Here is a 22151-nt window from a genome sequence, read left to right on the forward strand (position 1 = left end):
GTCGTAGCTAAAGCCGCCTACGGGGCCCTGGGTAGCGAAGGCGGCCTATGCCGCCTTTCGCCTGTGGAGAACATATGTACTCCATTCGACAGGCGCTTGAAGGCAAGCCGCAATAAATGGTCTCATCGCGCGCTTGAGCCTACTGGTATTGAACGATGAACCACCCGCTGTTTGTTTCCATCGATGGCCCCAAGGGCACCGGCAAGACCACACTGCTGGAGGCCGTGACTCAAGCACTGAGGCTGGACGGGCACAAGGTGGTCCGCCTTTGCGAGAGAAACAACGACCCCTACCGCAGCGAAACCATGGTGTTGGTCAACAGGCTCGCCAGAAACCCCTGCCAGGCGCTGGAATACCAGGTCTGCGAGCGCTTCGCAGAAAGCCGTGCCTGGATTTCTCGCACGGTACTGCCCAAGCAGCCCGCTGACAGCATTATCCTGATCGATCGCTGGTACCCCTCTGACGCAGCATTTCGCCGTAGCGTGCCGTTTGCGCAGATCTTGCAATTGAACCTTGAGCGCGGCGTGCAAGTGCCAGACCTGCATGTCGGTGTGGTCACCGCCCCTGAAATCTCATGGGCAAGGGCTGCAGCGCGCAACCGCGGGCTGGGCAGTACGGTGATTCACAGCCTGGATGAACAGGTTGCCTGCACTGCGGCATTCGAGCGGGCGGTTGCGGAGCATGGCTGGGTGCTGTGCCGAAATGAAGGCACTGTCGACCAGGCAACGCGGCAGGTGGTTGGCGAGATACAGGCAGTGCTGCGCAACGCGTGAGTTCTGTTACCGCACACTTTCCTGATCGTTCCATCGCGCAGTCAGCAGGTCGATGAAAACCCGTATTGCCGCCGGCACATACATGCTGTTGCGATACAGCGCATGAATCGGTTGCCGTGCGAAGTGGCCAGGGTCAATCACACTGACGAGTTCACCCCGGGCGATGGCATCGTCAACCAGCCAGCCCGGCAGCAGCGCGACACCAAGCCCGCGCAAGGCCATGGCCAGTAACGCCTCGGCGCTATCAGCCTGCAAGCGGGGCTGGCGCTCGAAGCGGCTGGGTTCAGTCGTGGCGGGGGCATTGAAGAATCGCCAGGGTGCATCACTCAGGTGGGTATGCGCCAGCCAGTCCACTTGCGCGAGCGCGTCTGCCGAACCCACCGGGTGGCGCAGCAGGTACGCCGGGCTGGCAACCAGTTGCAAAGCGTAGTCGCCGATTCTCGCCGCCTTGTAATCGGAATCAGCCAGCTCGCCTAGACGGATAGCCACATCGAAGCGCTCGGCAACCAGGTCACAGAGGTTCGACGAGGCGACGTGCTCGATTGCCAGCTCGGCATGAGCCTCGGCCATGTGGGCCAACACCGGCAGCACCGCCTGCAGCGCGAAGGCTGACGTGCTGGTAATGCGCAAACGCCCGCTGAGCCCGGCAGGCGAAGGCTGCACGCTCGCTGACGCACGTTCTGCCTGGTCAAGCAGCTGCCGCGCCTCGCGTAAAAACCGTTCACCGCAATCGGTCAGCACGGTATGCCGGGTATTGCGCGCCAGTAGGCCTGCACCCAGCTCAGCCTCCAGGCGCCGCACATTGAAGCTGATACGTGCCTTGGACAGGCCCAGTAATTGGGCCGCCTTGGTAAAGCTGCCGCTGTCCGCAACAGCGATGAAGCTGGCAACACGATTAAGGTCGAGCATCATTGTCAAAAAACAGTTAACAGTGTGGCTGATATTACAGCACTTATGTCGCTGCAGCCGAAGGCTTACAGTCGGGCTCGCTGAATGGAGTTCATCGTGGCCTTACTCAACCAACGCCGTCGTATCACACTTTTTTACCTCCTGGGTTTCTTCGTTGACCTGATCAATACCTTCATCACGGCGGTCGTCTCACCGATAATCGGTGCGGCCCTGCAAGCCGATGTCGCCGCCTTGGCCTGGGTAAGCACGGCCTACCTACTGGGGCTGACGCTGGGGATGTTGCCCAGTCGATGGTTGGCTGAACGCATGGGCGACCGCCCGCTGCTGCTCGTTTCGCTGGCACTGTTTTCAATTGCGACATTGCTGATCGGCAGCTGCGCACAGATGCTTACGCTATTGCCATTACGCGGCTTGCAAGGTCTTGCTGGCGGGCTGTTCATTCCCGCAGGGCAGGCACTGGTCTATCGCCAATACCCAGCCAATGAACGGCCAAAGGTGACCATGGCGATCATGGCCATAGGCTTGCTGGCGCCAGCCGTATCACCCCTACTGGGCGGCTGGTTGTCGTTACGGTTGCCTTGGCAGTGGGTGATGGTCGCCAGCCTGCCGATGGCGCTGCTGGCATTGCTGCTGGGCGCTTGCTGGTTACCGCGGGTACCCGCAGCAATGCGCAGTGAACCCTTCGATGGCAAGGGCTTGCTGTTGGCCGGCGCGGGTGTGGGGATTGGCCTGCTGGGTATGACTGCAGCGGGCAATGGCCAGGGCGGCACGGCACTGATGTGGGCCTTGCTGTCGGCAATTCTGCTGGGCGGTTACTGGCATCACTCACGGCGCAGCGCTGCGCCGCTGGTGGATTTTTCGGTAGCACGTGAGCCTGTTTTCGCCGGCTCGCTGATTTTGTATCTGGCGGTGCCAGGGTTGTTCATCGGGGTGAACCTGTTGGCCATGCTTTACCTGCAGGCCGAGCTTGGCTGGAGCGCAAAGGCGGCGGGCAGCCTGATGCTGCCCTGGACTGCAGGTGCGGCTATGGCAATTGCCTGCACGACCTGGTGCTACAGGCTGGTCGGCCCTGGCGCCTTGCTGGTGCTCGGGCTGGCGCTGCAGGTACCGGGTTATGCGCTGCTGGCGCTGGCATCGAGCGTGCCTTCGCTCATGCTGGCCTACGCGCTGCTGGGTGTTGGCAGCAGCCTGTGCACCAGTGTCGCGCAAAGCGCCGCGTTTTCTGCCTTGGCCCCTTCGGCACTCGGCCAGGGCAGTACCCTTTGGGCGTTGAACCGGCAATTGAGTTTCTGCCTGGGCGTCACGGCGGTCAGCCTGGTGTTCGGCTTGCTGTCTTCGCAAATCGGGGCACGGCAGGCCTATCAGAGTACATTCATGCTGGCGGGGGGCTTGCAGGCAACCTGCCTGGTCGCCCTGATCTGGCTGCGGATTCGCTCACTCACCAAAGCAAAGGAACTTCATGGACCGTTATCTGAAAGAAGTCATTGACTTGCATGTCTTGATCGAAACGCTGTTTGCCCGCGCTGAGGGCACTGTTGCAGCCATGCTCGAGCGCTTTCACCGTGATTTTAAGATGGTCACACCTGGCGGTGCCCAGATCGGCCTTGCCGAGGTCGCGTCGCTGTTTGCCCAGCGCACAGGCGCCCAGCCTGGTTTAAGCATTGAGCTCAACGGGCTGGAAACCCTCGCGCAATGGCCAGAGAGTGCAGTGGTGCGCTATTGCGAGACGCACCATTTGCCCGGTCAACAGGCGAAGACGCGGCTCTCGACCGCCGTGTTCACTGTTGAAGGGGGGCGCCCCCTGTGGCGCCATCTGCAGGAAACCTGGGCGGCCTGAAACTGCCCGCCCAGTGGGCGTTGTGCAGGATGGCACCGGCCTGCGCCGGTGTTCGCGGGCACGCCCGCTCCCACAATTGCACTGGCTTGATAGGTTGTGCAGGGCCGTTGCGGCTGCTCAAGCACCCTGACGGTCGATGTCCCGGCGCAGTACCACCGAGGTGGTAATGTCATCCACCGATTCGTGCCGTGCCACGCTGTCACGTACCTGGTTGAGGTCGTCGATGGTACGGGTTTCGACTTCCACTACCAGGTCGAGCTGGCCGCTCACCGAGGAAACCCGCCGCACGCGCGCATCGGTGGCCAATTGGTCGAGCAGCCCCATGGCCGGTGTGCGCTGCAACGTCACCAGCAAGATCGCACGTATCACGTTGGCGTCTATTTCGCCGATGTCGGCGCGGTAACCGCGAATGATCCCACTGCGCTCAAGGTTGGCTACGCGCTCGGTCGTGGCGCTTCTGGAAAGGCCGATGCGGCCAGCCAGCGCCTTGAGCGCAATGCGCGCGTCCTTCGAGAGTACTTCAAGAATCTCACGATCTTTTGCGTCCAGGTCACGCATTGCACCACCCAATAAGCCCGCCGTCTTTATGCCGGTCAGAACCGGCATAATGCCTGTTGATCCCGACCGTATGCAGGGTGTCGGTTTCGGTGGTGCATGACAAGCTATTGAAAAAACAATTTGCTCGCTCGGAACGTGATGATATGACAGACCTTTCCCACCCGGCACCTCGGTTTTCGGCAAGCGATGCTGAGGGCCTCGCAAAAGACTTCTTCAATGTCACCGGCAAGGCAACGCCCCTGGATGGCGAGCGTGACCGCAACTACAGGCTGGAAACCGGCACAGATGCGGGTTGGATCCTGAAAATCGTCAACGCCAGTGAACCCCAGGTAGAAAGCGCGTTTCAAACCGCACTGCTAGAGCACCTGGCGGTGCAGGGTGCACACCTGGGCGTGCCGCACCTGCGGGCCAGCACCGCGGGGGGCTACCTGCCAACGGTGGCCAGCACCGCGGGTGAGCAGCACGCCTTGCGCATGGTCAGCTGGCTACCGGGCACGCCGCTTGCCGAGGCCAGGCGCAGCTTTGCATTGATGAGCAACTTCGGCCGGGCGCTGGGTGAGCTTGACCGTGCCCTGCAGGGCTTCATGCACCCGGGTGCGGTGCGCGAACTGGACTGGGACCTGCGCCATGCCGCACGCTCCCGTTCGCGCCTGCACTTCATCAAGAGCCCGGAGCGTCGGGCGATTGTCGAGCGTTTTATCACCCGCTTCGAACAGACCGTACAGCCAAGGCTGGCCGCGCTGCGTGCCCAGGTGATCCACAACGATGCCAACGACTGGAACATCCTGGTCGATGCCGAAACCACCAGCACCGTGACTGGTTTCATCGACTTCGGCGATGCCGTGCACACCGTACTGATTGCCGAGGTCGCGATTGCCAGTGCGTATGCCATCCTCGACATGGACGACCCGATCGGCGCGGCTGCCGCGCTGGTGGCCGGTTTCCATGAAACGTACCCGCTGCAGGCACAAGAGCTGGATGTGCTGTTCGACCTGATCGCCATGCGCCTGGTCATCAGCGTCACGTTCTCTGCTTCCCGCCATGATCAGACCGACGACAACCCCTACCTGGCCATCAGCGAGGCGCCTGCCTGGCGCCTGCTGGAGCAATTGGATGCGATGAACCCGCGGCTGGCCACTGGCATTCTGCGCAAGGCCTGTGGTTTTGATGCCATCGACGGTGCCGGCGATGTCCGTCGCTGGGTCGCCGCCAATCAAAAAACCTTTGCCGACCTGGTGCGCCCGTCAGCTGCCATCCTGAACAAAGTGATCGCGCCGTTTGGCGACGCCGGCCACGAGATGACCATTGCCTCGGCCCAGCAGCGCCCGGCCGACGCAACCCGATGGTGGAACGAATACTCGGCTGCGCACAAGGTGCCATTGGCCATCGGGCCATGGGGCGAACTGCGCACCATCTACACCGACAGCGCCTTCGAGTCGCGTTTCATCAAGGGGCAACGCCGTACCCTGCATGTAGGGGTTGACCTGGTGATGCCTGCCGGTACGCCGTTGTATGCACCCGTCGCCGGCACCGTCAAAAGCGTCGAAGTCGAGCCCGACCCACTGGGTTACGGTGGCCTGGTGATGATCGAGCATACGCCGCCAGGTTGCCCGCCGTTCCTGACCCTGTGGGGGCACATGGCCCATGAGGCGCTCACCCGCCTGCAGGCGGGCGACATGCTTGAAGCCGGCGACCTGGTCGGCTACATGGGCGCGGACCACGAAAACGGCGGCTGGATTCCGCACCTGCATCTGCAGATGACCACCGATACCGGGTTGACCGCCAGCGAGGTGATTGGCGTAGGTGAGCCGGAGTACCGCGAAGTGTGGGCGGACCTGTTCCCGGATGCCTCGGCGCTGGCCGGTATCCCGCCAGAAACCTACGACCAGCAGGGCATGACCAAGGCGCGTATCATTGCCAAGCGCAAGGAACTGTTGTTACCGAACCTGTCCATTTCGTACACCGACCCGATCAAATTCGTACGGGGCGATGGCGTGTGGTTGATCGACAACTTCGGGCGGGCTTACCTGGACTGCTTCAACAACGTCTGCCACCTGGGCCACAGTCACCCCGACGTGGTTGAAGCCCTGACACACCAGGCTGCGTTGCTCAACACCAATACCCGATACCTGCACGACAACATCGTCGAATACGCCGAGCGCTTGACCGGCACGCTGCCAGAGGGCCTTTGCGTAGCGTCGTTCGGTTGTTCGGGCAGTGAAGCCAACAGCCTGATGCTGCGCATGGCGCGCAATTACACCGGCAGTGACCAGGCGATCGTGCTGGACTGGGCCTACCACGGCACCACCCAGGAGCTCATCGACCTGAGCCCCTACAAGTACAAGCGCAAAGCCGGCAAGGGCAGGGCGGCGCACGTTTACGAGGCCGTGGTCCCTGAGAGCTACTACGCCCCCGAGGACTGGCCGCTGGACGAGCACGGCAAGCGCTTTGCCGAGTCGGTGGCAGAGCAGCTGGCTGCCATGCGCAAGGCCGGCAAACGCCCCGGGTTCTTCCTCGCCGAGTCGATCCCCAGCGTGGCGGGGCAGGTGTTTTTGCCCGAGCAATACCTCAAGGAGGTGTATGCGATGGTGCGGGCAGAAGGCGGGCTGTGCCTGGCCGATGAGGTGCAGGTCGGCTTTGGCCGCGTCGGTAGCCATTGGTGGGCCTTCGAGACCCAGGGCGTTGTGCCGGACGCGGTTAGCATGGGCAAGCCGATCGGTAACGGCCACCCGATGTCGGCGGTGGTGACCACCCGTGAGGTTGCCGATGCGTTCAACAATGGCATGGAATACTTCAACACCTTTGCCGGCAACCCGGTGTCGTGCGCGGTAGGTTTGGCGGTACTCAATGCAATCGAGCGAGACCAGTTGAAAGAGAACGCCTTGAACGTTGGTAACTACCTGCTTGAGGGGTTCCGCAAGCTGCAGCAGCAGTTCGAGGTAATTGGCGATGTGCGCGGGTTAGGCCTGTTCCTCGGCATCGTGCTGGTCACCGACCGCACATCCAAGGCCCCGGCGACGGCATTGGCCAGGAGAGTGGCGGATGGCGCCAGAGAGCGCGGCGTGCTGATCGGTACCGAAGGGCCACATGACAACGTACTGAAAATGCGCCCATCGATGATTTTCAGCCGGGCCAATGCCGACTTCTTGCTGGAGGTGCTGAAGGACAGCTTCACCGCAGCGTTGAAGTAACACACCTTCTTATGTAGGAGCGGCCTTGCCGGGGCGCCGGACCGGTCGGAAAGGGCTGCGCAGCAGCCCCGGGATTTCAGCGCAGCCGCACAAATTGCTGGGGCTGCTGCGCAGCCCTTTCGCGACGCAAGGCCGCTCCTACATGGACCAGCATAATGCTTGAGCCATGTGCAGTACCTGTGCAGCTTCAGCCGCGAACACCGGCGCAGCCGGTGCCATGCAAATTCAATCAGGCCTTCTGCCTGTCGATATCACGCCGCAACACCACCGCCGTAGTAATGTCATCTACTGAATCATGACTGGCCACGGCATCACGAACCCGGTTCAAGTCATCAATCGTTCGCGCCTCAACCTCGATCACCAGGTCAAGTTGCCCGCTGACCGATGAAACCCGTTTTACCTGGGCGTTCTGTGCCAGCAGGTCCAGCAGCCCCAGTGCCGGTGTGCGCTTGAGTGAAACCAGGATGATCGCCCGTATGACATTGGCATCGATTTCACCAATATCCGCACGATACCCGCGAATGACCCCGCTGCGTTCCAGGTGTAAAACCCGTTCGCTGGTGGCGCTTCTGGACAGCCCGATCCTGGCTGCCAGTGCCTTGAGCGCAACACGTGCTTCCTTGGAAAGTATCTCGAGGATTTCCCGATCCTTGACGTCTAATTCGCGCAATGCTGACACTCCTGACGGATCACCGGTAAAAAGCCGGCCGCCACTGCACAATGCAGGTGCACACCAGCTGGATACTTGCTTGTTTATCGTGCATTACCAGACACTACTTCAAATTTTCCCCGGCACGAAATAGCACCGACATTATGTCGGTCGATTCCGGCAATGTGCCCGTCGAACACGCACATTGCAGGGTGCTTTCAAGGTTTCAGTATGCAAAGCTTTTGCGGAAGGTTGGGACTTTGACGTCCAGAACAATAAGAAATACAAACTTCCAAGGAGTGCCTCGATGCTGGCAAGAACAACCAGAATGCTACTGGCGTCCTCCGCTGTAGCGGCAGCCGCACTGTTCTCTTATGGCGCCGCGCACGCCGATGACTTGCAAGCCATTCAGGAATCGAAAGTACTGCGTGTGGCCATGAGCGGGCAGTACTCTCCGTTCAGCTTTGCCAATGAAAGAAATGAAATTGTCGGCTTCGACGCCTCCATTGGTGAGGCACTTGCGCAGCGCCTGGGCGTGAAGATCAAGATAATCACCACCCCGTTCGATGGCATTATCGCCGGGCTGTTGGCCAAGAAGTACGACGCTGTCATCGCCTCGATGACCATTACTCCCGAGCGCCTGAAAGCCGTGGACTTCGTCGGGCCTTACTACCACGCTGGCCGCACGATTGGCGTCAAGGAAGACTCACCGATCAAAGGGCTGGATGATCTCAAGGATGTCACGGTTGGCGTCACCTTGGGCGACTCCCATGACAAATGGGCACGCGCCCGCGGCAACTTGAAAGTGCGCACCTATAAAGGGCTGCCGGAAATGCTGGTTGACCTGGATGCCGGGCGCATTGATGCGGTGGTCATGGACAGCATTCCCGTCATGGTTGCGGTAAAAGAGACCGGGCAGAAAGTACGCATCATCAGCTTGCCAGACGATCAGGGCGGTCGTGAGGGCCTTGGCATTGCCATCCGTAGAAACAACCCGGAACTCAAGGCCCAGTTGCAAAAGGCCCTGGACGACATCCTGGCTGATGGCACTTACAAAGCAATCTCGATGAAATGGGTCGGTCGCGATATTCGCTGACACGTACCCGTCGTGGCCTGACCGCGGGTTGGGCTGGGTTGGCAGACTTTGTGAGTGGTATCTATGGACCTATCATTAATCCATCGCACCTACCCGTTTTTCATGGAAGCCGCCTGGGTCACAGTGCAGATCTCGTTGCTGGCATTGATACTTGGCCTGGTGTTGGCAGTCATCCTGGTAGCACTCAGGTTATCGTCGCTGGCCCTCCTGCGGTGGGCCGCCAAACTCTATGTCAGCGTGTTTCGTGGTACGCCCTGCCTGGTGCAGTTGTTCATTATCTATTTTGGCGGCCCACAAATAGGGATCGAACTTGAGCCCTTTGCTGCCGCAGTAATCGGTTTGGGCATGAATATCGCGGCGTATATGTCGGAGTCCATTCGCGGGGCTATCGATAACGTCGACCCTGGTCAGGCGGAAGGCGCACGATCGATTGGCTTCAGCCGCAGGCAGACGCTGTTGTACATCATCATTCCCCAGGCACTGAAACTGATGATCAGGCCGCTGGGCGTCAATGCCATTGGTTTGATCAAGGGCTCCGCCCTGGTCTCGGCCATCTCGGTCGTTGAACTGACCTACACCGCGCAGCGCTTTATCAGTTCAACCTACAAACCGTTCGAGATCTTTATGGTGTCGGCGCTGCTTTATATCGTCATGGTGTACTCGGTCAAGTACCTGGTCGAGGTATTGGACCGGCGCTACGCCACCCAGTAAGGGCTTGCCAATGGAAGGATTGAACCTGAGTGTCATCACGCCTTATTACGACATGCTGGCGACAGGGCTGTGGTGGACGGTGGTCATGTTTCTGTGTTCCAGCGTCATCAGCCTGGTAGTGGGCGTGCTGTTTGCCCTGATCGACCTGTATGCACCCAAAGCCTTGGCACTGCCGGTACGCTTCGTGACCTGGCTGTTGATGGGCACGCCATTGTTGTTGCAGCTGTACCTGATCTATTACGGGCTGGTGCAGGTGGGTATCGATATTCCGGCACTCGCGGCGGGCATCATCGGGCTCAGCCTGCACTTTGCGGTGTACAACGCTGACGTGATCAAGTCCGGCATCGAGGCGGTCGACCCCGGGCAAATAGAAGGCGCACGTTCGATTGGCCTGAGCAGGGCCATGACCCAGCGCTACATCATCGTGCCGCAGGCACTGAGAAAGACCATTGCGCCGTTGGGCAACAACCTCATCGTGCTGCTGAAGGACACCTCGCTGGTATCGATCATTGGCATTGCCGAACTCGTCTACAGCGCACAACTGGCGGTCAGCGAAACGTACAGCCCGTTCGAGTTCTACATCGCCGTTGCGCTGATCTACTACGTGGCCAACCTGGTGCTCGAGGCTGGGCTGCATCTAATTGAAGCAAAGGTCGAGATGTCACGATGAACAACAACGCTATGGTGGAAGTGAAGGGCGCCCGTAAAGCCTACGGCGCGCTTGAGGTACTCAAGGGTATCGACCTGTCGGTGTCGCGTGGGCAGATCTACGCCATCATCGGCCCCAGCGGTTCGGGGAAGAGCACCTTGCTGCGCTCGATCAATCACCTTGAAGCGCTTAATGATGGTGAGGTCTGGCTTGACGGCGACCAGGTCAACCGGCCTTTGAAGGGCCGCGCTTTCGAGCAGCATATCAACCGGGTGCGCCAGCAAATGGGCATGGTGTTTCAGCATTTCAACCTGTTCCCGCACCTCACCGTGTGTGAAAACATCGCGATAGGGCCAATGAAGCTCAAAGGCTATTCGAGAAGTGCGGCCCGGGAACTGGCCCTGGAGTACCTGCAAAAGGTCGGGCTGGCCAACAAGATCGACGAGTACCCGTCACGTTTGTCTGGCGGGCAGAAGCAGCGCGTGGCCATTGCCCGGGCGCTGGCCATGCAACCGAAGGTCATGCTGTTCGATGAAGCGACCTCGGCGCTGGACCCCGAGCTTGTCGAGGAAGTGAACCTGGTCATGAAGCAACTGGCGGCCGAGCACATGACCATGCTGATTGTCACCCACGAAATGCGTTTCGCCGGCGAGGTGGCCGACCAGATCGTGTTCATGGATGGCGGGGTGGTGGTGGAGCAGGGGGCACCGGGTGCAATCCTGAGCAATCCAGTACAGGATCGCACCCGGGCATTTCTGAAAAAGCACCTGCACGACCGTTAGTTTGCAGGCAGAACCTGAAGGCCGGTTCTCAGGTGATCAGCCCTGCACGGCTACTACGGACATTTCCACCAACAGGCTCGGCTTGAACATGGCCGCTTCGACGCAGGCGCGTGCCGGGGCGTGACCTTCTGCCACCCAGGCCTCCCAGACTTCATTGAGCCCGGCGAAGTCGTTGATGATGTCCTTGAGGTAGATGGTGACCGACAGGATCTTCGACTTGTCGCTGCCGGCTTCAGCCAGCAGCGCATCGATATTGGCCAGGGTTTCGGCGGTTTGCGTGCGGATATCGGCTTCATGGTTGTTGGCCAGCTGGCCGGCCAGATAGATGACCCCGTTGTGGATCACGGTGTTGCTCAGGCGCTTGTTGCTGTGCAGACGCTGGATAGCCATGGTTGCGGGTTACCTTGTGGTTGTTGTCGTGATGAATGCGAAGCTCGAAAGTGTAGCGAGAGGCAGCCAGTTGAATTAGCTGAATGAAGGCAGGATTTTGGCTATTAATGGCGGCAAAACAACGTGTTGCGTGAGGCTTGAGGTTCTGTAGTAATGCACCAGCTCTTGCTCTGTAGAACGACAATGGCGCAATGGGCAGGGGCCCTGTGGGAGCCCCCGCGATTTCAGAAGTTATAGGTCAGCCTCCCGAAGTAGTAGCCCCCGGTGAAACCATATGGCGAATAGGCCCCATAACCCTTGGTCATGGTCTTGCTGCTCGGCGCCTGGCGCTCGGGGTACACGTCGAACAGGTTGCGCGCGCCTATTGCCAGCTCCAGGTCCTTGGTCAGCTGGTAACCCACATCCAGGTCGGTGATCCAGCGTGCCTTGTACTCACGGTCCAGCGAACGGTCATTGGCGGCGTTCACTTCACGCCATGATCCGTAGCGGGTCAGCCCCAGATTGACCCGGTAGCGGTCCAGGCGCCAGTTGCCACCGAGGATCAGCTTGGTGTGCGGCTGTACATCGGTAAGGAAGTTGCGCGCCTGGCGGTTCATCAGCTCGTAGGAGGTGCCGAGGATGTTTACGCTGTCCTTGTAGGCGAGGATCTCGGTGTCGTTCCAGTTGAAGGCTGCTGTCCATTTCACGGTACCGGCGCTGCCCAGGTCCTGGTCGTAGCTGCTCACCAGGTCCAGGCCCTTGGTGCGGGTATCGGCGCCGTTGGTGAAGTACTGGCCGCCCGAGGTCGAATCGATGCCGTTGGCCAGCAGGGTCTGGGTTACCTCTGATCCGAGCAGGGTGCCAGTGAGGGTGATGCGGTCACGCACGTTGATCAGGTAGGCGTCGGCGGTGAAGGCCAGGCGCTCGCTGGGCTGCCAGGTCAGTCCGAGGCTGTAGTTGGTCGACTTCTCCGGCTTCAAGGGTTCGGCGCCCAAGGCCTGGGCAGCGGCCGAGTCCACCGGCAGCACGCCGTAGTTGATCGACTGGTACACGCCATCGACCACGCCGTAGGTGGTTGAGCGGGCGCTGAACAGGCTGTTGGCCAGCGATGGCGCGCGGAAGCCGTTGCTCACCGTGGCCCGCACCGCCAGTTCCGGGGTCAGCTCGTAGCGGGTTGTCAGCTTGCCGCTGCGGGTGGCGCCGATGCCACGGTCGTAGTGCTCGTAGCGCAGGGCCGCGCCCCAGTACCATTGCGGCAGCGGGTTGAAACCGACATCCACGTAGCCGGCGTAACTGTTGCGGCTGGCGCTGTCGGCCTCGGCCGGGGAAATGCCGTTGGTGACCTGGGCGCCGGATGCGGCGCAGTTGCCGGGCGCCGCGCAGTAACCGCCGTCTGCCCAGCTGGCCCAGTCGCCGGCCTGTACCTGGTAGGTGTCGCGCCGCTGCTCCAGGCCCCAGGAGAAGTCCAGTGGCCTGGCCAGCCCCACCTCGAAGTTGCGGTGCAGGTCGAGGTTGCTGGTCAGCTGCGAACTGACCCAGGTGCCGGATTCGAAATGGTTGGGCGTGGCTTCGCCCAACGACGGGTTCTGGTTGTTCCAGGTGCCCTGTTCGGCCTGGTTGCGCCCATAGGTGCTGGACAGGTCCCAGTCCCAGTCACCGGCCAGGCCCTTGGCACCGAGCGCAGCCTGGTAGTCGTATTCCTCGATGTACCAGGTGGGCGTGTAGCCGGACGGGCGCCCGTTGGGGCCAGTGGTAATGGTGTTGACGATAGTCGGCAGGCGGAAGTTCTGGCCTTGCTCGGCCTTGCGGTACGACCAGGTGCTGAACGAATACAGGGTAAGGTCGTCTTCCAGCGGCAGCTCGGCGTTGTAGCCCAGGGTCAGCAGGTTGATCTTCGGCGTGCCATAGCCGCCGTAGGTGACCTTGCCGGCACGGTCCAGCGCTTCGGCCTGGCTGTAGCCGTTGGCGCTGGCCTTGTTGTCGTCGTTCTGGCTACGGGCGTCGAGGGCCAGCTGAAGGATACCGTCGCGGCCGAGCTCGAAGCCTTTGTTCAGGCTTTGCTGCACGGTCTGTTTCTTGCCGTCGTAACCCTGGCCGGCGGTGGTCACTGCAGTGCCGCTGGTGTCGGCCTTGAGGATCACGTTGATCACCCCGGCGATGGCGTCGGAGCCATACTGGGCCGCGGCCCCGTCACGCAGCACTTCGACATGGTCGATGGCGCTGATCGGGATCAGGTCGAGGTCGCTGGGCGCCGCGCCGGCGTTGATGCCGCTGATGTTCAAGGTGGCGCTGGTGTGGCGGCGCTTGCCGTTTACCAGCACCAGCACCTGGGCCGCGTTGAGCCCGCGCAGGCTTGGCGCGCGGGCCATGCCGCTGGCGTCCCAGCCGGTTTTTTCCGGTAGGGTCAGCGACGGCACGCTGGCACTAAGGGCTTCCATCAGGCCGGGTTTGCCGGTTTCCTGCAACTGCTTGGCGCTGATCACGTCGATGGGCACCGGGCTGGTGGTGACGGTGCGCTTTTCGCTGCCACGGTTGCCGGTGACGATCACCGTGCCGAGGGCCTGGGCGGCGGCTTCTTCGGCCAAGGTCGGGGCGGGATGCAGCGCGGCGACCAAGGCCACGCTGAAAAAGGGGGCAGATTTAAAAGCTTGCTTCATGCACGCAGTTCCTTGTCTGGCAGGGCGGGCGCGCTCACGGCGCCTTGGCCGCGATCGCGTCGATTTCCACCAGCGCGCCCGGCAGCGGCAGCGCCACCACTTGGATAGCGGTGCGGGTCGGTGTGCGGGGTTGTTCTGCGGTGGCGAAGAACTCGGTGTAGGCCGCTTGCAGCCCGGCGAAATCGAGGGCACCGCCGTTGGCCGGGTCGCCCACCAGGAATACCCGCAACTGCACGATGTCGCCCAGGTCCAGGCCCTGGCTGCGTAATGCCGTGCGCAGTTTGTTCAGCACCGAGCGGGTCTGGGTTTCGGTGTTGCCCAGGGCGGCAATGCTACCTTTGGGCGCCTTGGGGTCGGCCACGTCCGGGAGGGTGCCGCTGACGAAGGTCAGCTGGCTGCCGGCCGGTACCGTGACAAGCTGCGAGATGGGGAAGTTCGAGCCAGGTGGCGCGACCCGTTTGATGCCGTCGGCGTGGGCGTTCAGGGTCAGCGACATGAGTGCTGCGGCAAGCAGAAGAAGACGAGGCATGGCAGGGTTCCTTGCAGGTCAGGCGGCAGCGCCGCGAGGGGACTGGCTGGCATGGCGGGCAATCAGGCCCACCACCCGGCGGGCGGATTCGGCAGCACTGTTCTGCCAGATGCCGACCCCGCCATGGGCGAGGGCGTCGCTGGCTAGCCAGGTGCGGCCCTGGGGTTGGTTGAGCACGTCGTAGCCCGGTTGGGCGACCTCGTCGTGGACGATCCACGGCGCTTCGCTGTACGGGATCTTCGACCAGTTCACCACCACCGGCCGGCCCAGCTTGTGGCTGTGGCCGGGGTGCAGAGATTCCACCGCCTGGCGCGAGGAGGCGATTTGTGCCTCAAGCGATTTGCCAGCGAACTGCTGGGCCACGGCGCCAGTGTTGTAGGTGGCCACCAACACGCCCTGGGCACTGTTCAGGTGGTCGCTGGGGTACCACAGGGTGCGTGCCTCGTGGTTGATGTAGCTGAGCCCGCCGTAAATCTGGAAGTCGGTCTCCCAAAAGCGCGGTGACTGCCAGGCCACCTTGTTGGCTTTGTCGCCCTCGGCGCTGGCGATGGCTTGCTTGAAGGGCGCATTGAAGTTGTTCGGCAATTTCGACAGCAGCGGCAGGGGCAGGGTGACGATGGCGTAGTCGGCCTGCTCCACGTGTTGCTTGCCGCTGTTGCGGTCGCGCCACACCACCTTGGCACCTTGCTCGCCGGTCTCCACGCCAAGCACTTCGGCGCCCAGACGCACGCTGTCCTTGACCTGGCGGTAGAAGGCCTTGGGGATCTGGTCCATGCCGCCGACCGGCTGGAACATGGTCGAGGAAAACTCGGGAATCTCATCGAACACCAGCGGCAGCAGCAAGTTACTGTCCAGCAGTTGGTCCAGCGGCACCGGCTGGCGCTGGATCGGCGTCTGGTCGCCGGCACCGGCAAAGCGCGTGTAGCCGGCGCGCACCGAACCGCGGTATTGCTGCTGGCTGTCGAGGTCGCCATAAACCTTGAGGAACTCCAGCAAGGCTTTGCGCTGGCCGCTGTCGAGTTCGGCATCGAGGCTGTTGCGGCTGACGCTGCGTGCCAGCAGTTCGCTGAAATGGCCGCGAGTGTCGTTGACCGCCTGGCGCAGCAGCAGTGGCGGGCGGGCGAGGTCGGGTTGGGCCAGGGCGTTGCGGCTGCTGTTGACCAGCACCTGCAGCTCCACGCCCAGCTCGCGGCAGTAGCCGAGAATGGTCAGGTGGTGGCTGGGCAGGCGCGCGGCGCCGGCGTTGAAGAAGTGGCCCGGGTCGAACCCGACGGTTTGCGTGCTGCCGTCGTTGTGCTCGATGCGGTCACCGTGGCGTAGGGTCCAGACCCGGCCGCCGACGCGGTCACGGGCTTCGAGCACGGTGACGGAAAAGCCGGCTTTGCGCAGCTCGTAGGCCGATACCAGGCCGGAAATACCGGCGCCGACAATCACCACGCGCTTGCCGTTGCCGCCATTGGCGGCCAGTTGCAGGGGTTCGAAGGTGGCGGCCAGGGCATTGTTGCCCAGTGCGCCCAGGGCCGCCGAATAGCCGCCAATGGCGGCGAGGCGGGCGATCAGATCTCTACGGGACAATCCCATGTCGCGTGCTCCGAGAAAGTAAGGTCCGGATGTGCGCAACGGGTGGGCTGCCCTGGTGAAGGGCTCGACGGCGGCTGGCACAAATCCATTTGCCTCCGCCATGTTGGGGTCGGTGAGTAGAACCTAATGGACTTTCAGCGAAGTGTGAAAGGCTTTTTTGTTCTAAGTTAAGTATGTTATTTACTGATAATAATTTTCTTGTTAAATGCGTAATTATAATTTTGAGATTGCCGCGCGCGCGCCGGTGCAGGCCCGGAATGGACTGGTGGTTGATGAGATAGGGGATTGCCTGTGCTGGCCTCTTCGCGGCTAAAGCCGCTCCTACAGGGACTGCGCTGTACCTGTAGGAGCGGCTTTAGCCGCGAAAGGGCCGGTACAGGTCAGGCGCGCTTGGTGCTGCGGTCGGTTTCTAGCTGCGCCACGCGGGCGCGGATAAGGGGAATCAGTTCCTGCCCGTACTCCACGGCATCGCGCAGTTGGTCGAAACCCCGGAACAGGAATGTGCTCACCCCCAGCTCGTAGTACGCCAGTGCAGCCTCAGCCACCTGCTCCGCTGTGCCCACCAGCGAGGTGGAGTTGCCGGCGCCGCCCCCAAGGGCTGCGATCTCGGTCCACAGGCGGGTGTCGTGCACCTTGCGCTGGCTGGCCAGCTGCACCAGGCGCTCGGACCCGATATTGCTCTTGCCGAAGTTCTTCTCGCGCCGGTTGCCCTGGCGTATGCCGATGCGCTGCTGGGCGTCGGCCAGGATGCGCTCGGCGCGGGCCCAGGCCTCCTCTTCGGTAGCCCCCAGAATCGGCCGCAAAGACAGGCTGAAACGAATGTGTTTTTCCCGCCCGTAGCGGGCGGCGGCCTTGCGCACCTGGGCGATGCGCTCGCGCACCTGCTCCAGCGGCTCGCCCCACATCATGTACACGTCCGCATGCTTCGCCGCGACCTCCACCGCCGCATCCGAGGCACCAGAGAAGTACACCGGCAACTGGCCCACCGGCTTGACCAGGGTCAGGTTGTCTTCCACCCGGTAGTGCGCGCCGTGGTGGTCGAACGGTTGCTGTTGCGTCCAGGTGTTGCGCAGCACATCCAGGTACTCGTCGGTGCGGGCGTAGCGGGCATCCTTGTCGAGAAAGTCACCGTCACGTTGCAGGTCGCCGCTGTCGCCACCGGTAATCACGTTGATCGAGGCACGGCCGCCGCTAAGCTGGTCGAGGGTGGCGAACTGGCGGGCGGCGAAGGTTGGTGCCTGGAAACCGGGGCGGTGGGCGACCAGCAGGCCGATGCGCTCGGTCAGCGCGGCAACGTAGCTGGCCAGGATCATCGAATCGGGCGCGCTGGTGTTGACCGCCAGCAAGGCTTTGTCGAAACCGCCATATTCCTGGGCCTGGGCGAAGGCCTTGATGAACGCCAGGTCAACCAATGGCCCGCGTGGGGCCTGTGACTCGCTGCTTTCCTGGGGGCCGATCAGGCCGATGAATTCGAGGCTCATGCAGTGGAACTCCTTTTCAATCGGGGGCGTTTTCAGGCGACGGCGGCCTGCTCGCGGCGCAGAGTATTGCGGTTGGTCGGTACGCTCAGGCCAAAGCTGTCGCGCAGGGTGCTGCCGGTATATTCGCTGCGCGTCAGGCCGCGTGCCTGCAGCAGGGGCACCACCAGTTCGGTGAAGTATTGCAGGCCGTCGGGCAGCAGCGAGTTAATGATGAAGCCGTCGGCGGCGTCGTTCTCGAACCAGGTCTGCAGCGCATCGGCAACCTGTTCCGGGGTGCCGGTAAAGTCCCGCCGTGGTCGCGAGAAGCGCAGTGCTACAGCACGCAGGGTCAGGCCCTCGTCGCGGGCCAGTTGTTTAAGCTGGTCGGCGGTGCCCTTGTGGCTGTTGTCGCCCAGGTTGCCCAGGTCAGGGAACGGCGCATCCAGGTCATGCTGGCTGAAGTCGTAGTCGTTGAACGGGCGGCCGAGCGCGACCAGAGCGTCCTCGATACTCACCAACTCGACCGCCTGCTGGTAACGGCGCTCCACTTCCGCTTCGTCGCGGCCAACGATGGGGCGGATGCCCGGCAGGATGAACAGTTCCTGGGGGTTGCGACCATGGGTTGCGGCGCGTTGCTTGAGGTCTTGGTAATAAGCCTGGGCATCGCTGAACGACTCGGGGCTGACGAAGATCGCATCGGCATTCTGCGCGGCGAAATTACGGCCGTCTTCCGACACGCCGGCCTGGAAGATCAGAGGTTGGCCCTGGGGCGAGCGCTGGATGTTGAGCGGGCCCTTGACCTTGAAGAACTCGCCCTGGTGGCCGAGGGTGTGCAGCTTGCCCGGGTCGAAGAATTCGCCGCTCTGCTTGTTGCGGGTAAAGGCGTCGTCTTCCCACGAGTCCCACAGGCCCTGCACCACCTCGACATGTTCGCGGGCGATGCGGTAGCGCACCGCATGGGGCGGGTGCTCGGCCTTGCCGAAGTTGTCGGCGGTGCCCGACAGCCACGAGGTGACCACGTTCCAGCCGGCACGGCCGCCGCTGATCAAGTCCAGCGAGGCGAACTGGCGGGCGACCTGGAAGGGCTCGGTGTAGCTGACCGTGACCGTGGCCACCAGGCCGATATGCTCGGTGACGGCGGCCAATGCCGAGAGGATGGTCAGCGGTTCGAAGCGGTTGAGGTAATGAGGGCTGGACCGGGCGTGGATGTGCAGGCTGTCTGCGATGAAGGCGAAATCGAACTTGGCAGCTTCGGCCAGTTGCGCCTGTTGCTTGTAGAAACCGAAGTTAACGCTGGCGTCGGCCAGTGCCTCGGGGTGGCGCCATTCGCCCCAGCCGTGGCCAACGCCGTGGATCATGGCGCCGAGGTGAATCTGTCGCTTGCTCATCGGGAATACCTGTGGGTTACGGTCGGTGTGGACGGCCTCCGCCAGGTGTGGGGTCGGACTGTTGAGGGTGACGTTAGCGCGGGTGGTGGGGGTTGTGAAAGGCTTTGTGGTTCTAAGCTAATATGCGTGATGATTATTTAGTTTTTTGTTTAATATGTTTTATATGGATTTTGTGTTGGCCGCGATGGGTCCGCCGATAGAGTTTTTGCGCCTATGAGATCGAGCGCCGCCCGCGCGGCGCTTCGCGGGGCAAGCCCGCTCCCACATTTGTTTCGGGCCAGTATATCCTGCCACCATTGGCGCGCGCCCCCTTGGCGCATGACACGATACCGTGTCGTACAGACAAGGGGCCGCGCGACAATGGATGCAGGAATAATTGGCCCGAAACAAATGTGGGAGCGGGCTTGCCCCGCGAAGCGCCGCGCGGGCGGCGCTCGATTTCACAGGCGCTAAACATTCCAAGGCGAACACCTCGAACACCGCGAACAACACAAACCCCCGCTACACCGCCACCGGCAGCACACTGCGCGAATGCCCCGGTATCGCCGCAATCAGCTCCCGCGTATAGGCGCTTGCCGGCTCGCTGAACACCTGCACCGCCGGCCCTTGCTCGACCACCTGCCCGCGCCGCAGCACCAGCACCTGGTCAGCCATGCTGGCCACCACCGCCAGGTCATGAGAGACCAGCACGTAAGCCATCCCCAGCTCGCGCTGCAGGTCGTTCAACAGCGCCAGAATCTGCGCCTGCACCGACACGTCCAGCGCACTCACCGGCTCGTCGAGCAGCAGGACATCGGGCTCCAGGGCCAATGCCCGGGCTATCGCCACCCGCTGGCGCTGGCCACCAGACAATTCCCGCGGCAGGCGGTCGAGAAAGTGCACCGGCAAATGCACCTTGGCAGTCAGTTCGCGAGCCTTGCGTTCCAGTGCCTCGCCCTTGAGCAGGCCGAACGACACCAGCGGTTCGACGATGCTGTCGAACACGGTGAAGCGCGGGTCGAGTGCGGCAAACGGGTTCTGTTGTACCAGCTGAATGCGCCGGCGCAGCGGGCGGAATTGCCGCCAGCTGTAGCCGCTGACATCTTCGCCGGCAAACTCGACGTGCCCTTGGCTGGGTTTCTCCAGCCCCTGGGCAATCCGCAGCGCGGTACTCTTGCCCGACCCCGACTCACCAACAATGGCCAAAGTCTGCCCAGCCTGCACCGCCAGGTTCACGTCGTGCAGCGCAGTGAAATCGCCAGCCTGCCCAGGCAGGGTAAAGCGCTTACCGACGTTGCTCAGGCGCAACAGCGGCGCCTGGCCCGTTAGGCCACCCGGCCTTTGCCGCGGCACAAAAGCGGGCGCTGCCTTGAGCAGCTCGCGGGTATAGGGCTGCTGCGCCCCCCAGAGAATCTGCCGGGGCGAGGCCTGTTCCACCAGCTGGCCCTGTTTCATCACCAGCAGGCGGTCAGCACGGTCGCAGGCCATCCCCAGATCGTGGGTGATGATCAGCAGCGAGATACCACGCTCGGCCACCAGCTGTTGCAGGTGGTCGAGAATGCGCCGCTGCACGGTCACGTCCAGCGCACTGGTCGGCTCGTCGGCGATGATCAGCCGCGGCTGGCCGGCCAGGGCGATGGCGATCAGAACCCGCTGGCGCATGCCCCCGGACAGCTCGTGGGGGTACTGGCGGGCGCGCAACGCCGGGTCGTCAAGGCCAACTTGGGCCAACAGTTCGAGCACCTCGGCAGCCACCGGCGAATAACGCCGGCCATGGGCCAGCGACAGCGCTTCGGCAATCTGCTTGCCAATCGCCAGGGTCGGGTTGAGGCTGACCATCGGGTCCTGCGGCACCAGGCCGATGGTGCGCCCGCGCAGCTGGCGTTTGGCCCGTTCGCTGGCCCGGGTCACCTCGATGCCGTTGACCCACAGCTGGCCCTGGTCGATGCGTGCATTGCCCGGCAGCAGGCCGAGCAGGGCGCTGGCCAGGGTCGACTTGCCCGACCCCGACTCGCCGACGATGGCCAGGGTCTCGCCCTGGGCCAGGCTGAACGACAGCTGCCTCAGCGCTTGCGTGCGTTGCCCGGCAGAGGCGTAGCTGACACTCAGGTCACGTACTTCGATCAACGCAGGCTGGCTCATCGGGCTTGCTCCTCGGCGCTGCGCGCCAGGTGGTTGAGGCTGAACACCACCGCGACCACGAACAGCCCCGGCAGCAGGGATACCCAGGGGGCGGTGATCAGGAAGTGCCGGCCGTTGGCGATCAGCGTGCCCCATTCCGCGGCCGGTGGCGCCGCGCCGAAGCCGAGAAAGCTCAGCCCGGCAGTGGCCAGGATCGCCGCGCCAAAGTCCAGGGTGGCGAGCACGGCCACCGGGCCCCAGGCGTTGGGCAGTACATGGCGCAGCAGTGTGCGCGCCCAGCTGGCACCGCCCAGCCGCGCGGCCTCGACATAGGGCAGGGTCTTGATGCGCAGCACTTCGGCGCGGGTGGTACGGGCGAACCCCGGAATAATGCCGACGCCCACGGCGACGGCAACCGGCACCGTGCCGAAGCCGATGGCGGTGACGATGGCCAGGGCCAGCAGCAGGCCAGGCAGGGCCAGCAGGACGTCGATCAGGCGCATCAACGCGGGGTCGACGCGCCCGCCGGCAAACCCGGCCAGTACGCCCAGGCCGAGGCCGCCGACCAGGGCAATGGCCACTGCGAGCAAGGCGGCGAGCACCGACAGGCGCGCACCGTATACCACGCGGGTATACAGGTCACGGCCCAGTTCGTCGGTGCCGAACCAGTGCGCCGCACCGGGCGCACTGAGCTTGGCGGCAGGCGCTGTGGCATAGGGGTCGAAACTGGTCAGCCAGTGGGGGACCAGCGCGCACAGCAGGGCGAACAGCACGATCAGCAGGGCCAGGCTGAAGCCGGGGCGGCGCAGCAGCGGTACGAGCGCCTGCTGTACGCGCTGCAAGCGCGTGCGGCGTTGCCAAGTGCTGGTCGGCAGCGAATTATTGGCGATCCGGGAAATGTCGATGGTCATC

The 22151-nt window shown here is 62.7% G+C and carries 19 protein-coding genes; 8 read left to right on the forward strand and 11 right to left on the reverse strand.

Annotation, left to right across the window (positions count from 1 at the left end; genetic code table 11):
- Positions 1-155 precede the first annotated feature (155 nt).
- A complete protein-coding gene (locus tag ACIP02_RS24275) occupies positions 156-773 on the forward strand; it encodes a dTMP kinase (RefSeq protein WP_400621715.1) in 618 nt (205 codons plus the stop codon).
- A 6-nt stretch (positions 774-779) separates the two neighbouring features.
- Here the strand turns inward: ACIP02_RS24275 and ACIP02_RS24280 are convergent, their stop codons facing one another.
- Positions 780-1682, reverse strand: coding sequence for a LysR substrate-binding domain-containing protein (locus ACIP02_RS24280; protein WP_400621718.1), 903 nt, complete (start codon positions 1680-1682; stop codon positions 780-782).
- Between the two features lie 96 nt (positions 1683-1778).
- On the opposite strand from ACIP02_RS24280, the gene ACIP02_RS24285 reads away from it, so the two are divergent.
- Both ACIP02_RS24285 and ACIP02_RS24290 read left to right on the forward strand, forming a co-directional pair.
- Positions 1779-3170, forward strand: a complete 1392-nt coding sequence (locus ACIP02_RS24285; protein WP_400621721.1) for an MFS transporter — start codon at positions 1779-1781, stop codon at positions 3168-3170.
- The gene (locus ACIP02_RS24290) at positions 3142-3519 is read left to right on the forward strand and encodes a nuclear transport factor 2 family protein (RefSeq protein ID WP_400621724.1); all 378 of its coding nucleotides are present in this window, start codon (positions 3142-3144) and stop codon (positions 3517-3519) included. The genes ACIP02_RS24285 and ACIP02_RS24290 overlap by 29 nt, the downstream gene beginning before the upstream one ends.
- A 117-nt stretch (positions 3520-3636) precedes the next feature.
- Here the strand turns inward: ACIP02_RS24290 and ACIP02_RS24295 are convergent, their stop codons facing one another.
- On the reverse strand, positions 3637-4077 hold the full coding sequence (locus ACIP02_RS24295) for an Lrp/AsnC family transcriptional regulator (RefSeq protein WP_400621727.1): 441 nt from the start codon (positions 4075-4077) through the stop codon (positions 3637-3639).
- Positions 4078-4220: 143 nt separating this feature from the next.
- On the opposite strand from ACIP02_RS24295, the gene ACIP02_RS24300 reads away from it, so the two are divergent.
- Positions 4221-7268 carry an aminotransferase class III-fold pyridoxal phosphate-dependent enzyme gene (locus tag ACIP02_RS24300; protein ID WP_400621730.1) on the forward strand — a complete coding sequence of 1016 codons (3048 nt, stop codon included), beginning with the start codon at positions 4221-4223 and terminating at the stop codon, positions 7266-7268.
- Between the two features lie 229 nt (positions 7269-7497).
- Here ACIP02_RS24300 and ACIP02_RS24305 read toward each other — a convergent pair whose 3' ends face one another.
- Complete coding sequence (locus ACIP02_RS24305) at positions 7498-7938, reverse strand: Lrp/AsnC family transcriptional regulator (protein ID WP_400621733.1); 441 nt, start codon at positions 7936-7938, stop codon at positions 7498-7500.
- Positions 7939-8224: 286 nt separating this feature from the next.
- On the opposite strand from ACIP02_RS24305, the gene ACIP02_RS24310 reads away from it, so the two are divergent.
- The 4 genes from ACIP02_RS24310 (at position 8225) to ACIP02_RS24325 (ending at position 11155) form a co-directional block, all read left to right on the forward strand.
- Complete coding sequence (locus ACIP02_RS24310; protein ID WP_400621735.1) at positions 8225-9013, forward strand: ABC transporter substrate-binding protein; 789 nt, start codon at positions 8225-8227, stop codon at positions 9011-9013.
- Positions 9014-9076: 63 nt separating this feature from the next.
- Positions 9077-9724 carry an amino acid ABC transporter permease gene (locus ACIP02_RS24315; protein WP_400621738.1) on the forward strand — a complete coding sequence of 216 codons (648 nt, stop codon included), beginning with the start codon at positions 9077-9079 and terminating at the stop codon, positions 9722-9724.
- Positions 9725-9734: 10 nt separating this feature from the next.
- Positions 9735-10394 carry an amino acid ABC transporter permease gene (locus tag ACIP02_RS24320; RefSeq protein ID WP_201200838.1) on the forward strand — a complete coding sequence of 220 codons (660 nt, stop codon included), beginning with the start codon at positions 9735-9737 and terminating at the stop codon, positions 10392-10394.
- A gap of 11 nt (positions 10395-10405) precedes the next feature.
- Positions 10406-11155 (forward strand): amino acid ABC transporter ATP-binding protein, encoded by a 750-nt coding sequence (locus ACIP02_RS24325; RefSeq protein WP_400621840.1) that lies wholly within the window; start codon positions 10406-10408, stop codon positions 11153-11155.
- A 36-nt stretch (positions 11156-11191) separates the two neighbouring features.
- Here ACIP02_RS24325 and ACIP02_RS24330 read toward each other — a convergent pair whose 3' ends face one another.
- From ACIP02_RS24330 to ACIP02_RS24365, 8 genes are all read right to left on the reverse strand, one after another.
- Positions 11192-11545 carry a RidA family protein gene (locus ACIP02_RS24330; RefSeq protein WP_400621741.1) on the reverse strand — a complete coding sequence of 118 codons (354 nt, stop codon included), beginning with the start codon at positions 11543-11545 and terminating at the stop codon, positions 11192-11194.
- A 224-nt stretch (positions 11546-11769) separates the two neighbouring features.
- Entirely contained in the window at positions 11770-14181 is a 2412-nt protein-coding gene (locus ACIP02_RS24335; RefSeq protein WP_400621744.1) for a TonB-dependent receptor plug domain-containing protein, read from the reverse strand.
- Between the two features lie 34 nt (positions 14182-14215).
- Positions 14216-14710, reverse strand: coding sequence for a RidA family protein (locus tag ACIP02_RS24340; protein WP_400621747.1), 495 nt, complete (start codon positions 14708-14710; stop codon positions 14216-14218).
- Between the two features lie 18 nt (positions 14711-14728).
- Positions 14729-16291 carry a flavin monoamine oxidase family protein gene (locus ACIP02_RS24345; protein WP_400621750.1) on the reverse strand — a complete coding sequence of 521 codons (1563 nt, stop codon included), beginning with the start codon at positions 16289-16291 and terminating at the stop codon, positions 14729-14731.
- A 380-nt stretch (positions 16292-16671) separates the two neighbouring features.
- A complete protein-coding gene (locus tag ACIP02_RS24350) occupies positions 16672-17772 on the reverse strand; it encodes an LLM class flavin-dependent oxidoreductase (protein WP_400621753.1) in 1101 nt (366 codons plus the stop codon).
- Between the two features lie 32 nt (positions 17773-17804).
- Positions 17805-19139, reverse strand: a complete 1335-nt coding sequence (locus ACIP02_RS24355; protein ID WP_400621756.1) for an LLM class flavin-dependent oxidoreductase — start codon at positions 19137-19139, stop codon at positions 17805-17807.
- A 501-nt stretch (positions 19140-19640) separates the two neighbouring features.
- Complete coding sequence (locus tag ACIP02_RS24360; protein ID WP_400621759.1) at positions 19641-21260, reverse strand: dipeptide ABC transporter ATP-binding protein; 1620 nt, start codon at positions 21258-21260, stop codon at positions 19641-19643.
- A complete protein-coding gene (locus tag ACIP02_RS24365; protein WP_400621762.1) occupies positions 21257-22150 on the reverse strand; it encodes an ABC transporter permease in 894 nt (297 codons plus the stop codon). The genes ACIP02_RS24360 and ACIP02_RS24365 overlap by 4 nt, the downstream gene beginning before the upstream one ends.
- Position 22151 lies beyond the last annotated feature (1 nt).

This window comes from Pseudomonas sp. NPDC089408 (assembly GCF_044749445.1).
Classification (GTDB): Bacteria; Pseudomonadota; Gammaproteobacteria; order Pseudomonadales; family Pseudomonadaceae; genus Aquipseudomonas.

Excerpts from the sequence above, each read along its gene's own strand:
- ACIP02_RS24275 (WP_400621715.1), top strand. The coding sequence starts at position 156 with ATGAACCACCCGCTGTTTGTTTCCATCGATGGCCCCAAGGGCACCGGC.
- ACIP02_RS24280 (WP_400621718.1), bottom strand. The coding sequence starts at position 1,682 with ATGCTCGACCTTAATCGTGTTGCCAGCTTCATCGCTGTTGCGGACAGC.
- ACIP02_RS24290 (WP_400621724.1), top strand. The coding sequence starts at position 3,142 with ATGGACCGTTATCTGAAAGAAGTCATTGACTTGCATGTCTTGATCGAA.
- ACIP02_RS24295 (WP_400621727.1), bottom strand. The coding sequence starts at position 4,077 with ATGCGTGACCTGGACGCAAAAGATCGTGAGATTCTTGAAGTACTCTCG.
- ACIP02_RS24300 (WP_400621730.1), top strand. The coding sequence starts at position 4,221 with ATGACAGACCTTTCCCACCCGGCACCTCGGTTTTCGGCAAGCGATGCT.
- ACIP02_RS24310 (WP_400621735.1), top strand. The coding sequence starts at position 8,225 with ATGCTGGCAAGAACAACCAGAATGCTACTGGCGTCCTCCGCTGTAGCG.
- ACIP02_RS24315 (WP_400621738.1), top strand. The coding sequence starts at position 9,077 with ATGGACCTATCATTAATCCATCGCACCTACCCGTTTTTCATGGAAGCC.
- ACIP02_RS24320 (WP_201200838.1), top strand. The coding sequence starts at position 9,735 with ATGGAAGGATTGAACCTGAGTGTCATCACGCCTTATTACGACATGCTG.
- ACIP02_RS24325 (WP_400621840.1), top strand. The coding sequence starts at position 10,406 with ATGGTGGAAGTGAAGGGCGCCCGTAAAGCCTACGGCGCGCTTGAGGTA.
- ACIP02_RS24330 (WP_400621741.1), bottom strand. The coding sequence starts at position 11,545 with ATGGCTATCCAGCGTCTGCACAGCAACAAGCGCCTGAGCAACACCGTG.
- ACIP02_RS24335 (WP_400621744.1), bottom strand. The coding sequence starts at position 14,181 with ATGAAGCAAGCTTTTAAATCTGCCCCCTTTTTCAGCGTGGCCTTGGTC.
- ACIP02_RS24340 (WP_400621747.1), bottom strand. The coding sequence starts at position 14,710 with ATGCCTCGTCTTCTTCTGCTTGCCGCAGCACTCATGTCGCTGACCCTG.
- ACIP02_RS24345 (WP_400621750.1), bottom strand. The coding sequence starts at position 16,291 with ATGGGATTGTCCCGTAGAGATCTGATCGCCCGCCTCGCCGCCATTGGC.
- ACIP02_RS24350 (WP_400621753.1), bottom strand. The coding sequence starts at position 17,772 with ATGAGCCTCGAATTCATCGGCCTGATCGGCCCCCAGGAAAGCAGCGAG.
- ACIP02_RS24355 (WP_400621756.1), bottom strand. The coding sequence starts at position 19,139 with ATGAGCAAGCGACAGATTCACCTCGGCGCCATGATCCACGGCGTTGGC.
- ACIP02_RS24360 (WP_400621759.1), bottom strand. The coding sequence starts at position 21,260 with ATGAGCCAGCCTGCGTTGATCGAAGTACGTGACCTGAGTGTCAGCTAC.
- ACIP02_RS24365 (WP_400621762.1), bottom strand. The coding sequence starts at position 22,150 with ATGACCATCGACATTTCCCGGATCGCCAATAATTCGCTGCCGACCAGC.